The following is a 14712-nucleotide window of genomic DNA, read 5'->3' as shown; positions in this document are numbered from 1 at the left end:
AACATATTCCACCTATTTATTTATTTTTGCTTCGATAAATGGTATTAAACACATTTTAATAGGTAAAGTAAATTAACGTGAATAGAAAACTAATTATTGGCACCCGGGGAAGTATTCTTGCAATGTGGCAGGCAAATTTTGTGAAAGACCGACTACAGGAAATCGGTATCGGAGCAGAGTTAAAAGTCATCAAAACTCAAGGTGATATTATTCAGCACCTCCGTCTGGATAAATTGGAAGGTAAAGGATTTTTCACCAAAGAACTTGAGGAGGAACTTTTGAATGGAACCATAGATTTAGCTGTACACTCACACAAAGATTTACCTACAATCAATCCGCCGGGATTGATTATTGCGGCTGTTTCTGAACGGGAGGATCCTTCCGAATTATTGATTATCCACAAGGATTGCGTAGATATCAAGAAGCGTCTATCCCTAAAACATAACGCAACTGTCGGAACATCTTCCAACCGTAGAAAAGCACAAATATCGGCTTTACGCCCAGACCTCGAATTCGACGATCTAAGAGGTAACCTCCAAACAAGAATGCAGAAGCTGCGCGACGAGCAATACGATGCGATTGTGCTGGCAAAAGCCGGTATCAGCCGTATCGAAATGGATATCACAGACTTTCATGTCGAAGAAATTCCACCGGTAGAAATTATCCCTGCTCCGGCACAAGGTGTCTTAGCTATTCAGATCCGTGAAGTCGACAAAGAACTCTTTACTGCATTGCAACCATTAAATAACAATGAGGTTGCTAAAACCATTGCTGTAGAACGTTTGGTATTGAACAAATTTGACGCTGGATGTCATGCACCACTTGGATGTTATTGCCGCAAAAGTGGTGATGAGTACGAAGCTTGGGCTTCCATTGCTGATACAAGTGAAGACTTTCCTGACCGTGTATACTTGAGAGATACCGATCCAACTCGATTGGCTGAGCGTATTTTCAGCAAGTACGCAAAAGATCGTAAGTTGCCGCAATCTGTCTTTATTTCCAGGGAAGTAGACGAAAATTCCTACTTCGCCCGTGCAATGGCCAAACATAGTATCACTATCGAAGGCCGTTCATTGATCAAAATATTTCCGATCATCAATAAGTTGGATCCTTTTATCTTAAAACATGTCGATTGGATCATATTTTCAAGTAAGAACGGGATTGAGCATTTCTTCAATTTGGAGCCTCGGTTAAGTAAAAAGACCAAAATTGGCGTTATCGGCCGTGGTTCGGAAGAAATATTACGTAAGTACGATCGCGTAGCGGATTTTTCCGGTGATAGTGAAGGTATTAATATGGATGAAATCGCCAAGAAATTTGCCGAATTGGCAAATGGTGGAACGGTACTTATCCCGCGTGCAAAGGAATCGCTTGAGACTATTCAGAAAGCACTAAGTCCAGAGACTAAAATCATTAATATCCCAGTCTATGAGACTGTACTGGAAGAGGACGTCGATCCATCCAATGCAGAAGTACTGGTATTTACAAGCCCTAGTAATGTAGAGGCTTATTTTGCGGACAATCTTTTAGAACCCGGACAAAAAGTCATCTGCATCGGTCGTTCAACCGGAGCCAAGTTTGATGAGATGAATGTTCCATATACACTTCCCTATTCACCAGACGAGATCGGCCTCTCAGAGGCTGTTTTTGGCTTAGAATATTAAATAGTATTGCGTAGTTAGTATTGAGCAGTTGGCAAAAGGATTTACTGCCTTGCAATTGAACAACACTGGATCACTAGATAATAAATTAAATATAATGTTACAACGTCCGAGAAGAAATCGTAAATCTGCCGTGATTCGCGACATGATTCAAGAGACACGTTTAGACGCGTCAAATTTGATTTTTCCACTTTTTATTGTAGATGGCCAAAATCAAAAAACCGAGGTTAAATCAATGCCAGGTATCTATCGCTATTCGATAGATAATTTATTGAAAGAAGTAGAGAGCTGCCTCAAATTAGGCTTACGTTCATTTGACCTATTTCCCAATATTGAAGAATCATTGAAGGACAAATATGCGACGGAGAGTTACCGTGACGGAAGTTTGTATTTACGCGCCATTGCAGCGGTAAAGAAAAATTTCCCAGAAGCCTGTATTGTTACCGATGTAGCGATGGATCCTTACAGCAGCGATGGTCATGATGGAATTGTCGAAAATGGCGAGATCCTAAACGACGAAACATTGGAAGTATTGGGCAAGATGGCTCTCGCACATGCGCAGTCCGGTGCAGATATTATCGCACCATCGGATATGATGGACGGACGTATCGGGTATATTCGTGAGCTATTGGACCATAATGGCTTCACAAACGTGTCTTTAATGTCGTATACGGCGAAGTATGCATCAGCATATTACGGCCCTTTCAGAGATGCTTTGGGTTCTGCTCCTAAACATGGGGATAAGAAAACGTATCAGATGAACCCCGCAAATGCAAAAGAAGCACTTATCGAGGCCCAGTTAGACGCGCAAGAAGGTGCGGATTTTCTAATGGTTAAACCAGGACTTCCTTATTTAGATATTGTGAAACTTCTCGCTGATAATTTTGATCTCCCAATCGCGGTGTATAATGTCAGTGGTGAATATGCTATGTTAAAAGCTGCCATTCAAAATGGTTGGCTGGATGAACGTGTGATCCTGGAAACGTTATTAAGTTTCAGACGTGCGGGCGCAACAGCAATTTTATCCTACCACGCCAAAGAAGTTCTGGAAAAAGGTTTTATATAGGCAAATAAGATCGGGTTTTAGCGCTAAAAACAGCGAATTGCTCAAAGACAAAAGTAAATATTGAAAAGGTTCGAAATTAAGTTTTCGAACCTTTTTTTGATCAAATAAACTCAACAAAAGAGATCACTTTATTTATCAATAAACAAAAAATACTATTGCGAAAAAAAGAGGATACCCCGACTTTCAAATAAGGAATATCACTGAATTCTTGATTCCTTACGTTTCCATGAGACTTATCTTGGCAAAAAAAGATAACTTCGCATTCAAATATAATGACTATGCAAGCACCTGATATTTCAAGAGCAAAATCTGCTGAATTATTTGAAAAAGCAAAACAATATTTCCCCGGCGGTGTGAATTCTCCGGTTCGGGCTTTTAAATCCGTATTTGGTACCCCATTATTTATAGAACGGGGTGACAAAGCACATCTTTGGGATGCCGACGGCAATGAGTTCATCGATTTCTGCTGTTCGTGGGGTCCTTTGATTTTGGGACACAATAACGATCAGGTTCGCGAGGCCGTTGCCGCACAATTAGGTAAAGGATTGAGTTTTGGCGCACCTACTGCTCTGGAAAATCAACTCGCCGAATTGATTATTGAAAAAAATAAATATATCGAGAAAATCCGCTTCGTCAGTTCAGGAACCGAGGCTGTAATGTCTGCAATCCGCTTGGCAAGAGGATATACCAAACGTGATAAGATTATCAAATTTGATGGCTGTTACCACGGTCATTCGGATTCGCTTTTAGTGAAGGCTGGTTCTGGATTGGTTACTTTCGGAGAAACTTCTTCGGCCGGTGTTCCCAAAGCCTTTGCAGATGAAACAATCGTCATCGAGTTAAATGACAAAGACGCGCTAAGAGCTGCTTTTACAGAATTTAAAGATCAGATTGCTGCTGTGATCATTGAAGGTATTCCAGCCAACAATGGTCTATTAATGCAATCCAAAGAATACATGCATTTCCTACGTGATATCACAAAAGAAAATGGAAGTATGCTAATCATGGATGAGGTCATCACCGGATTCCGGATCGGTTTTGAAGGAGCTTCTGCTTACTACGAAATCCAGCCAGATATTATCACCTATGGCAAGATCATAGGCGGTGGTATGCCTGTGGGAGCCTATGGAGCATCCAAAGAGCTTATGGCTTGTATATCACCTGACGGTGCCGTTTATCAAGCTGGTACCTTGTCAGGGAATCCTGTGGCCATGGCAGCAGGTATTGCAGCCTTGACTATTTTGGCGCAAGATGATTTCTACACAAACTTAAATGCGAAAACTGCGGCATTCGTTCAAGATCTTCGTAATTATATCGCTGAAAAAGGCTATCAAGTACAATTATTCCATGTTGCCTCTATCTTCTGGTTTGCATTTACTGAGCAAGAAGATATCAAGAAAGCAAGTGAAATTGATCCTGCTTCCATGGAATCATACAAAATCATGCACCGCGAACTCCTGAATAGAGGGGTTTATTTCGGTCCTTCGGGCTATGAAGTTGGTTTTGTTTCTGCTGCGCATACCGAAGCGGATTTAAATACCGCCAAGAAGCATATTTTCGATGCCTTGGACATCGTCTTTCATTCATAAAAGGAAAGTATAATACTACAATGCCCCAAAAACTATTTTAGTTCTTGGGGCATTTATATGCTGTTTAATAAGGAATCTCTATCTCAGCTAAAGTTCCTGTTGAACTACAGTATGGGTATCAGCCAATTTAGTGGCGAGCTTTTTATCCTTTGATTTTATCTTATTCAATCCTTGAACAAGCTCATCCAGCGAAAATTTACCTTTTATATCCATAAATACACTTTCATCTCCTTCGTCATGGACCAATAGTGAAACCCGGCTGATCACATTATCTTTATCAATACGTGCATTAATCGAGATCTCCTCCCCTTCACTGTTGATCACCAGTAGCTCCTCAAATTTGTTCTTCTTTAAAAACTTATGGTAATCTTCCAGAATCAATGCATTCTTTTCCTGATCATTATTTGATAATGTCATCATCCTGAATTTTTTCAACTTTTTGACGATGCCCGCCATTACCTTTGCATCCTCGCCGTTCTCATCCTGCAAGGCCTTTTTGATAAATGGTTTTGTCAACCACATTGGCAAATTGATAGCAACGATCTCTGCATTATTCGAAACATTGGACCCCCTGACGAAATCCATGTTGGAGCCTTTTTTGATGATGCAGGATTGCAATGAAAATAGCACTCCAATTAGGCATAACAATGTTAGTAATCTTTTCATCTGTATAAATTTGTTTTTCAGTTGTGATGAAGCTATCAGATTTATTCACTTCCCAGTGTGAGTGAATAAATCATGATGGTTTCATAGTATCTACTTTTTATTGTTATTCTGTTTGTCCTTACTCACTTTGTTGTTTCCTTCGTTGACCAAGTTTGTCACGTCTTTCAAAGGTATCGCCCCATCAAGAATCATAAATAAATTTTGCCCATCTCCATTTATTGTAAGCAACAAATTGTTGAGGATATCTGCATTCGCAGACATATTCTCCACCATGAATCGAATATCTTGACCTTCACTGTTGAGCGACATAAGTTCCTCGTATTTTAAATTTGAAACCGCACCACGAATGATACCTGTCAAGTCCTTATCTTCGCCATCTTCTACAATTAACATACGTAAAGATTTAACATTCTTGAGTAATGGCGTAATCGTTTCCATATCCTCATCATCAATTTTTAAGTTCCCTAACAATTTGAACATAGGGGCTCCAATTTTAAGCGTCGTTACTCCTTTTTTCCCTTGATATTGCTCGAAAAGTTTATCTAACTTGGAAATCTGTGCGTTTGCCATACTTGCTACAAGTAAAAGGCAAGCTATTAATAATCCTTTCATATTGTTTTAGTTAATCGATATTGACATTTGTTTTATATTCATTGCTTTATCTACTCCATTTTCCAGATTATTTGCCAATAATCCCAATGAACGGAGCGTCAGTTCTACAGCCTCCTCTTCGTTGGCAACAGGTTTACCGTTTAATACAACATAATCCGCTTGGTATCCTTCCTCCATTTGCTGCAAAGATTGGACAACCTTCTTCTTTTTCGCTATCATTCTCTTTGATTGCAGGCGCTGATTGGAACGCTTCGAAGTATTTGACGTGAGCATTGCACTTCGTTTCCTGTCCCTGCTTGTTATGGTCTCCACATCCGAATGAACTGTTGCTTCACTGTTCTCCGTCACCTCCTTCGTCGACGGTCTTTGAGGTTCTTTTATCTCTTTATTAGCAAGTACCGACGGCTGTATAGCTGGCTCTTGATTCAGATAAAAAGTTAATCCCATAACCGCCAGGAGAATTGCCGCAGCAGCATATTTTATCCAGATATTGTCTCGCCATCTGATGATTTTTTTATCTGCTTTGACTTGATTTTCAAAATCCTCAAACGACCAGTCCATTTTCACATCCTTTTCCTGATCCAATAGCTGAAAGAACAGTTCATCCGATTTTTTCAGTTCCCTTTCTTCCTCCGATGACGACTTGCCATCAAAGTATTTATCTTTCAATTCCTCTAATCTTCTGTTTTTCATCATTACAAATTTGAGTTTCACTATTAAGATAGCTATTGGATCTATTTTTTATTTGAATAAATCCGGAAGCTTTCATAATTAAATAATTTTGTCAACTGCTCCTTTACTTTCTGTCTGGCCCGCATCAGATTAACTCTAACAGCAGACTCCCCCATTTCCAACACTTCACCGATCTCCTCTATATCATAATCCTCCACATCGCGTAGGTGCATTACAAGACGCTGCTTCTCAGGCAGCGAGTTGATCATCTCTAAAATTATTTCTTTCGTATTTCCAACAGAATTTTCTGTTGTTGAAATAATCTGATATTGTTCGGCAAAATCTGTACGGACTTTATCTCTTTTTATCCGGTTTAGTGCTTCATTTTTAACACTCTGCATGCAAAATGCCTCTAAATTTTTATATTGGCACAATTTATCTTTCCCCTGCCATAGACGCATCATCACATTTTGAACCGCATCAAACGCCTCATCTTCATCAACCAAGATCCGTTTCGCAAAGCGAAATAGCTTATCCTTATGGACGAAAACGGTATTTTTAAATTGTTCTTGGTTCATTTTAGTATTTAGTGTTGAGATGCTAGATTTGAGATTTTGATTGTACAAACCTGCTTACCTAATTTTTCTTTATTCGTTTTAAATACACGCTATATCATTTCCTTTACCATTTTTGCATTCTATATAAGCAAGACATCTCAAGCATTCTATTTATTACATCTAATATGAATATTTTTTTAAAATATTTATTTGTCCAAATAATAGGTTCTGATTGCTCTGGCTCTTACCTGCTTCCAGGAACAATTAAACAAGTTTTATTCCAGCTGAATATAACATATTCCTACAATCAAAACCTTGTTTTACCATTACTACAAACAAAAGATCCTGCACAATTGTTATTTAAGATGCTGAGTGTTAAAAATTTAAATAAAAAGATCATGAAATACTACAGAATTACCGGCATTACCGCCGCATTAACTTTATTAATCGGAGCTATTGGATGTAATAATTCAACCAAAAAGGGCACCGACCATACAGATTCAATGGGTGGTACCGATACGAGTATTGCACAGAAAATGGATTCCATTTCCGTTAGTCCAATTGCAGATTCAAAACAATTTCCAGGAGCGAGTCTAGGAATCTCTTCCATAAGCGCTGAAAAAGTAGGTACAGACTCCGCAAAAGTTACCGTGAAATATAATGTTAGCAACTTTAAGCTTACTGAAATGACAGCGGACGAGCATGCAGCTCATATGGCGAACTCGCATGATGGGCAGCATATCCACTTTATTTTGGACAATAAACCATATACTGCATTATATAAACCGGAACATAGTGTTACTTTGGCTCTAAATTCTGAACATTATCTCCTATCGTTTTTGTCGCGGTCTTATCACGAATCCATTAAAACAGCTGAGGCCTCAAAATTGATTAAATTCAAGATAGATGCAACGGGTAAATTGACACAGGAGCCAACACCTAAAGAAGCATCCTTATTCTATTCTCGTCCAAAAGGAGAATACAAAGGTAATGAAACCAAAAATGTCCTTTTAGATTTCTATCTGGTCAACACAAGTATTGCTCCCGACGGTAACAAGATTAGCGCGGATATTAACGGTCAAACTTTTACTTTGGACAAATGGGGGCCCTATGAGATTAAGGGTTTACCTATGGGGAATAACAAAGTAAAATTAACCTTGGTAGATAAAGAGGGAAATGCCGTTACCGGCGATAATGTATCGGTAGAACGAGATATTAAACTCTCCGAAAAATAGTCATTTAAAAGTAAGCGCCTAATATTAAAATATCAGGCGCTTACTTTTTGTAACAGTACATTTGTGGATCATTGTATTACCATCTTAGCTACGGTAATTTCTCAAAATCAATTTTCGGTGCAGTATTTTTATTGACAAGGTCAAACTTGCTACCCGGTTTAACAATCTCATTAAAGAAACCTCCGTTTCTTAAAAAGTAGCCATTTTTTGTCGTTCCACCCATAGCATCAATACGTTGATGAGCACGGTAGGTATTATCGACACTAAATGAAGCGGATTGAACAGCGCGCCATTGACCATCATAAACCCATTGATTTTTAAATTCCACCTGTCTTCCTAAATACCCCTGATTCGGACTAAAATTCTCTAAGAAACTATGAAATCTTTTTAAATATGTATTTGTTTGCGGACGTTTGAAACTAGCAATTACATTCCATGCATTTTCCTCAGGCACAAAAAACCAAGCGGTATAGTCTGTATTTCCTTTTCCATCTGGAACACCTTTCAACAAGAATTTATAGGTTTCACCCGCTTTCCAGAAATATTTACGGTAACTCTGCCCGCCAGATCCCTCGTTACCAAATTCTCCTGTATGCACGTCTTTTCCTTTCTTCAATAAATGGATTTTTTGATCTTCTGGAATACTTTTGGGATCATCCGTATGGAAGGGGCTCCAAACGGAAAAAAGAATACGTCGTTCGGTCTCCGAGTTCACCTGTATCCCGAAGTAGCCCTCTCCAAAACCATTGGCCATAAAATATGAACCGATTTTATCTTCTCCTTTTGGTACAGTTACCTCATTGTAATAATAGCTGACATTCCCTTCACTCGGTATCGTATAATTTAAATGACAGGAAGGACCACGACGCGACCAATAGTAATAATCAGGATCATTTGAGTAGGTAAGACCTTCAGATGCAGCTTCTCCACTAACAATTAATTCTGTTACATCGGCAAAGGTATCACCCGACTTACTTAATCCTTTTAAATTCACCTGTACGTAGCCCGGCGTTTTGACATGAATAGCCAAGGCCGCTGTTTCGGATAGCTCAGTCCCTTTGATATCTAAGGAACTCTTTTTTCCCAAGGCAGAAATCTCTATTTTGGAGGAATTTCCAGCATCGGCTTTTGCTTTGAGCTTCAATTCAAGATTTCCGGTTTTCTCAGTTCTGAAATATACCGATGCAATGCTTTGGTCACTCGACCATTTCACCAATCCATTGCGGCCTGAAATTTCTGCACCACCACCTTGTCCGGTAGTAATAAAAGCATTGCCCGCGAGCGGAACAGAATAAGATTTCGTAGAGATCTGCGCATTAACACCTAATGAAAGGCAAGATAAGGCACCTAAAAAAAAATACTTAATAAAATGTTTTCTTTCCATTTGGGTATAATCTAATGGGCTATTGCCCGTTTCTTTTTTTATAATCATCGTTCCTGCCCCTGCCTCTAGATTGTAAAGCAGATTTATAATTGTTCAGGGAAACTGGATTATTTTATGAAGATAAAACTTAGATTGTGATGAAAAGAAACCAAATGTACATCAATCGATTGTGTAAAAAAAATAGTATTAAAACAATACCTATTCATGTAAGCTGAGTTCGGTAACCATCTTCTGATAATTATTCAGAAAATACGTATAGAGTTTAAACTGTTCCGTTTCTTCATATTCCACCTGTTGCAAGCCGAATTCAGACACGGTATAAATCTCCGCGTTTGGATAAGCCAGCAAAATTGGTGAATGGGTAGCAATAATAAATTGGGACTTATCATTGACCAATTGATTCATTCTCGTTAGTAGCCGAAATTGACTATTGATGGAAAGTGCTGATTCAGGTTCATCAAGCAGATACAGTCCACGTCCCGAAAAGCGTTTATGCATTAAATTAAGAAAACTCTCTCCATGAGAGCACTCATGCAATGAACCACCATAATTTGTCTCGAGAGCTCCCAAATCATCTTCAAATACATCATCAACCTCAGTTGCCACATTATAAAAGCTTTCGGCCCGTAAGAAAAACCCATCATTTTCACGAAAGGCTGTTCTTATGACCTGCAGGTCATTAAAAAGTTCAGAATGGGAATCTTTCGTATGGAAATTAAAATTCTTAGTACCTCCTTCGGGATTGAAACCAGCATTAATTGCAATAGCCTCCACCAAAGTGGACTTACCCGAACCATTCTCGCCAATGATAAAGGTTACGGGGGATCTAAAACGCAATTCATTCAAATTCAATATTGAAGCAATATTAAATGGATAAGCTATTCGATCCTCGATTGGTTTTGTATTTCTTATGGAATGAATATAATGCATAGAATGTGATCGTAATGAAGTACTAAGCTTTCCGAAATGTCTGTGCAACGTAATAGATCACAGGAATAAAAATAAATCCCAGTGTCAACGGCAGAAACCAGACACCCAACCCAGCTGAAGTTCCTGCCGAATTTGGAATAGCCTTGAAAGTGATTACACCAAAAATAACTACAACAATAAATTTCAAGTACCGTATCATACAACTTGCATTCGCATATTGCCGGAAGGCATTTTCTTCAGTTATCCGAACGGGATAGTTAAAAATATGTGGAAATCGATTTAGGATGGTCATCCCTATAAATAGTATTGTGGCAATAATTGGTAAAGCAAAAATAGTCTCTTTCCCACCAAAACTATCCGCATTTCCTGCAGCATTATAATGCACTGGAATCGTTTCAGGTAGTTTATAATAATTTATAGCAACCAGATACCATAACGTGAATAAGGACAGGTAACCCATTAATTCCAATATGATATCGCCGAGCGTCGGTATGAGTTTTATACGTGGTCTTTTTTCCATTTTGAAATTGATTATCGCTACATTGGTTTGGCTAAACAAGATCGAATAAAACTCGATTTTATACTCACTAAGTTAAGAAACATACGGTAACAATACAAAGCATAAACCGACTGCTAACTACCCCAATATTGCATTTAAATTGGCCTAATACCTGAACAGTCATTGAGCGTATTCACATTATTCTTTATACAAACCGCTACGGGCATAAAAAAAGTGAAGCGGTTATCCTCTTCACTTTTCCACACAGTGTTAATAACTATATTGATAACTGTATTTCATGGAGTTTTCACCCATCCTGATTATTCACATTCTGTTAATACAGCTGTTGAATAAGTCATAAATAACTAAAAACCAACGCTCTTTAAATTTAATCCTGTACGCTCATTCAATCCGAACATTAAGTTCATATTTTGCACGGCTTGTCCAGATGCTCCTTTCAACAAATTATCTGTAGCATTTAAGATCAGCAACTTATTTCCATGTTTCTCCAAATGGATAATACTTTTATTGGTATTTACGACTTGTTTGAGGTCGATATTGCTGCGGCTAACGTGCGTAAATGGATGTGTTGCATAATACGCTTCGTACAACTCGTAAGCTTGTTCCTCCGTTAAATCGGAGTCTACATAAATCGCTGAGAAAATTCCCCTTGCAAAATCACCACGCTGTGGAACGAAATTTATCTTTTCAGCAGCCCGCGCTAACAACGAATCACCAGACGCTGGCAAAAATCCACTTTGTAATTGATCCAAGGACTCCGAAATTTCCTGTAGGTGTTGATGTTCGAAAGACTTGTATGCAGAAAGATTGTTGTTACGCCAAGAGAAGTGCGTGGTTGCCCCAGGCTTCTGTCCGGCACCAGTAGATCCGGTCGTTGCATTAACATGAATCTGATCGGGTAATAAGCCCTTGCTCGCCAATGGCAATAATGCCAATTGAATATTGGTGGCAAAACAACCCGGATTGGCAATATACTGCGCAGATCTGATCGCTTCCCTATTTAATTCCGGAAGTCCATATACAAATTGCTGCCCTTGGTATAATGTATTTGCCCGAAGACGATAATCTTGCGAAAGGTCGATAATCTTTACAGCTGATGCTACCGGATTCGCATCTAAAAACTTACGTGCATCACCATGTCCTACACATAGAAACAAGACGTCAATATCACTATGAAAGTCAGAAGAGAAGGTTAGTTCTGTATCACCGAACAGATCATTGTGAACTTCATATAATTTGTTACCTGCGTTAGATGCACTGTTAGCAAACACAATTTCTACTTCAGGATGATAAATCAATACCCGCAATAATTCTCCGCCTGTATATCCTGCTGAACCAACGATTCCTACTTTTATCATATTTTTATTTCGTATTGAGTAGCTAGTATTAAGACTTTACTTCTGCAAGCCGGTGGCTTACAGAAGTATCCTTATTTCTTTATTTTTGATTTACTTTATGCCAGATAATAGTCTGGTTTCCGAAAATTTTCGAGAAACCTTTCACATCATCACCAGTATAACCTTTATTCATCTCACCGTAGCTACCGAATTTATTGGACATTAAATCATGCTCAGACTCAATACCAATCACAACAAAACGATAAGGATGCAATTCAACGATCACACGGCCCGTTACAGTGTCTTGTGAAGACTGTAAGAATGCTTCAATATCGCGCATCACAGGATCGTGCATCTGTCCTTCGTGCATATAATTTCCATAGAAAGCAGCGATTTGATCTTTCCACGATAATTGCCATTTAGTCAGCGTATGTTTTTCCAAGGTGTGGTGTGCCTTAATTAAAATCACTGAAGCTGCGGCTTCAAAACCTACACGACCTTTGATACCAATGATTGTATCACCTACGTGAATATCACGACCGATGCCATAAGGCTGCGCAATTGCCTGCAGTTCCTGAATAACTTTCACAGATGCCATTTTCTCTCCGTTTAAAGCAACTGGCTCGCCTTTTTCAAAATCTATTGTGATCTGTTGGGGTTCTGAAGAAGTCACTGGTGTTGGCCATGCTGATTCCGGTAAATATTGATTGGATGTCAATGTTTCTGCTCCACCTACAGAAGTACCCCAAAGACCTTTGTTGATCGAATACTTGGCTTTTTCTGCCGAATATTCAACACCATGTTTATTCAAGTATTCTATTTCAGCTTCACGGGATAACTGTAGATCACGAATAGGTGTGATAATTTCAACCCCTGGGATCAAGGTTTGAAAAATCATGTCAAAACGTACTTGGTCATTTCCAGCACCAGTAGAACCATGTGCAACACATTCAGCTCCGATTTTCTTCGCATAGTTTGCAATGGCAGTTGCCTGACATACACGTTCAGCGGATACTGACAATGGGTATGTTGCATTTTTCAACACATTACCAAAAATCAAGTATTTAATAGTTTCGCGGTAATAGTCTGCTGTTTCGTCAATCGCTGTATGTGATTTTACGCCTAATGCATAAGCACGTGCTTCAATATTCTTCAATTCTTCATCCGAAAAACCACCTGTATTTACGACAACGGAATGAACCTCTAAACCTAAATCTTGCGTCAGATAAATACAACAAAACGAAGTATCTAATCCTCCGCTGAATGCTAAAACTACTTTTTTCATTGAGATAAATTGTTTTTAATGTGGTGAAACGATTATGAACCAATCCGGCTCTATTCAAACCCTAAATTGACCGTTTCATTGCCTGTTCATTATTTATTTTCAATGGCTGCTACGCCAGTTGACATGCTATGTATGATTCTTATTAAAATCCTTTGGCAACTTTATTATGCTTTGGAAAATTGACCGCAATAAACTTATTTGCCGACTTCCAAAACTTTGCCTGTATACGTTTTAATAACGATTGTTTTTGTGTGATTCTTTCCAAACGCTCCTTTGCTTCATGCTTGCGCTGAATCTTTTCTCTCAGTTCACGTTCTTTTTCCTCGGGATCCCAAAGCATAGCTGTACACATGCAGTTCTTACGGTCCTTGCTCATTAAGATCTCGTAATTAACACAGCTCTGACATCCTTTCCAAAATTCGTCATCGGTCGTCAATTCTGAATAAGGTACCGGTTCATACCCCAGTTCCGAATTAATTTTCATGACAGCAAAACCCGTTGTCAGACCAAATATCTTCGCTTTGGGATATTGCTCACGAGACAAATCAAACACCCTTTTCTTAATGGCTTTTGCCAAACCAACTTTTCGAAATTCGGGATTGACAATAAGTCCTGAATTTGCGACGTAATCGCCATGGCCCCAAGTTTCAATATAGCAAAACCCTGCCCATCGACCGTCTCTATGCAAAGCAATCACTGCTTTACCTTCATTCATTTTCTTGGCAACATACTCTGGTTTACGACGCGCAATACCAGTACCACGAGCCTTTGCAGACTCGAACATTTCGTTGCAAATAACCTCTGCATAGTGCGCATGCTCAGGTTTAGCCGGAATAATTAAAAAATCTGATATAGTCATTGACTTACGACCCTAATAATAAAACAACAACTATTGCTGCGTTTTGTTACTGAATAAATAAAATAATGGATTCAAAAACCATCGGACAATCATGGTTTTGCTTGGAAAGATTCACTACCTCAAATCAAGCCCGAGGTAGTATGGGTCGTCGGAAGCGTAAAACAGGTATTTCTACGAAAATGAAAGCACAGAACACCTTTCTCATAAACTTCTCAAAAGTTTGAGTATAAGAATAGTCGTTCTTTTTGCTCTGTTTCATTTTATTTCTCTGTCAATTGTTTCTGACGATGCAAATGTATAAAAATATTTTTTTCTTTTCCACAATATTATCATGGATTT

At 38.8% G+C, this 14712-nt stretch carries 14 protein-coding genes; 4 read left to right on the top strand and 10 right to left on the bottom strand.

The window, feature by feature from the left end; all coding sequences use genetic code 11:
- Nucleotides 1-77: 77 nt before the first annotated feature.
- The 3 genes from hemC to hemL all read left to right on the top strand — a co-directional run bounded on the left by hemC (nt 78) and on the right by hemL (nt 4316).
- Nucleotides 78-1664 carry a hydroxymethylbilane synthase gene (hemC, locus tag LC454_RS21875; RefSeq protein WP_223584575.1) on the top strand — a complete coding sequence of 529 codons (1587 nt, stop codon included), beginning with the start codon at nt 78-80 and terminating at the stop codon, nt 1662-1664.
- A gap of 94 nt (nt 1665-1758) precedes the next feature.
- Complete coding sequence (gene hemB / locus LC454_RS21870; RefSeq protein WP_120261678.1) at nt 1759-2727, top strand: porphobilinogen synthase; 969 nt, start codon at nt 1759-1761, stop codon at nt 2725-2727.
- Nucleotides 2728-3005: 278 nt separating this feature from the next.
- A complete protein-coding gene (gene hemL, locus LC454_RS21865) occupies nt 3006-4316 on the top strand; it encodes a glutamate-1-semialdehyde 2,1-aminomutase (RefSeq protein ID WP_223584574.1) in 1311 nt (436 codons plus the stop codon).
- Nucleotides 4317-4403: 87 nt separating this feature from the next.
- Here the strand turns inward: hemL and LC454_RS21860 are convergent, their stop codons facing one another.
- The 4 genes from LC454_RS21860 to LC454_RS21845 all read right to left on the bottom strand — a co-directional run bounded on the left by LC454_RS21860 (nt 4404) and on the right by LC454_RS21845 (nt 6844).
- Nucleotides 4404-4982: a DUF4252 domain-containing protein gene (locus LC454_RS21860; RefSeq protein WP_223584573.1), complete on the bottom strand. Its 579-nt coding sequence runs from the start codon at nt 4980-4982 to the stop codon at nt 4404-4406.
- A gap of 90 nt (nt 4983-5072) precedes the next feature.
- On the bottom strand, nt 5073-5594 hold the full coding sequence (locus LC454_RS21855) for a DUF4252 domain-containing protein (protein ID WP_120261681.1): 522 nt from the start codon (nt 5592-5594) through the stop codon (nt 5073-5075).
- 6 nt (nt 5595-5600) lie between these two features.
- On the bottom strand, nt 5601-6290 hold the full coding sequence (locus LC454_RS21850) for a hypothetical protein (RefSeq protein WP_223584572.1): 690 nt from the start codon (nt 6288-6290) through the stop codon (nt 5601-5603).
- A gap of 38 nt (nt 6291-6328) precedes the next feature.
- Nucleotides 6329-6844: an RNA polymerase sigma factor gene (locus LC454_RS21845; protein ID WP_223584571.1), complete on the bottom strand. Its 516-nt coding sequence runs from the start codon at nt 6842-6844 to the stop codon at nt 6329-6331.
- A 377-nt stretch (nt 6845-7221) separates the two neighbouring features.
- Here LC454_RS21845 and LC454_RS21840 point away from each other — a divergent pair, with 377 nt between their 5' ends.
- Nucleotides 7222-8058, top strand: coding sequence for a hypothetical protein (locus LC454_RS21840; RefSeq protein ID WP_223584570.1), 837 nt, complete (start codon nt 7222-7224; stop codon nt 8056-8058).
- 88 nt (nt 8059-8146) lie between these two features.
- On the opposite strand, the gene LC454_RS21835 is transcribed toward LC454_RS21840, so the two are convergent.
- From LC454_RS21835 to LC454_RS21810, 6 genes are all read right to left on the bottom strand, one after another.
- Entirely contained in the window at nt 8147-9442 is a 1296-nt protein-coding gene (locus LC454_RS21835) for a DUF3472 domain-containing protein (protein ID WP_223584569.1), read from the bottom strand.
- 198 nt (nt 9443-9640) lie between these two features.
- Nucleotides 9641-10372 (bottom strand): AAA family ATPase, encoded by a 732-nt coding sequence (locus LC454_RS21830; protein WP_223584568.1) that lies wholly within the window; start codon nt 10370-10372, stop codon nt 9641-9643.
- Between the two features lie 22 nt (nt 10373-10394).
- The gene (locus LC454_RS21825; RefSeq protein WP_223584567.1) at nt 10395-10892 is read right to left on the bottom strand and encodes a DUF1648 domain-containing protein; all 498 of its coding nucleotides are present in this window, start codon (nt 10890-10892) and stop codon (nt 10395-10397) included.
- Between the two features lie 344 nt (nt 10893-11236).
- Nucleotides 11237-12250 carry an N-acetyl-gamma-glutamyl-phosphate reductase gene (argC, locus tag LC454_RS21820; protein ID WP_223584566.1) on the bottom strand — a complete coding sequence of 338 codons (1014 nt, stop codon included), beginning with the start codon at nt 12248-12250 and terminating at the stop codon, nt 11237-11239.
- Between the two features lie 79 nt (nt 12251-12329).
- On the bottom strand, nt 12330-13514 hold the full coding sequence (gene argG, locus LC454_RS21815; protein WP_120261690.1) for an argininosuccinate synthase: 1185 nt from the start codon (nt 13512-13514) through the stop codon (nt 12330-12332).
- Nucleotides 13515-13656: 142 nt separating this feature from the next.
- Nucleotides 13657-14373 (bottom strand): GNAT family N-acetyltransferase, encoded by a 717-nt coding sequence (locus LC454_RS21810; RefSeq protein ID WP_223584560.1) that lies wholly within the window; start codon nt 14371-14373, stop codon nt 13657-13659.
- Between the last annotated feature and the right edge of the window lie 339 nt (nt 14374-14712).

This window comes from Sphingobacterium sp. GVS05A, from assembly GCF_019969845.1.
GTDB lineage: Bacteria > Bacteroidota > Bacteroidia > Sphingobacteriales > Sphingobacteriaceae > Sphingobacterium.
Note: the sequence above shows the minus strand (reverse complement) of the source record. Positions and strands in the feature narration are given on the sequence as shown.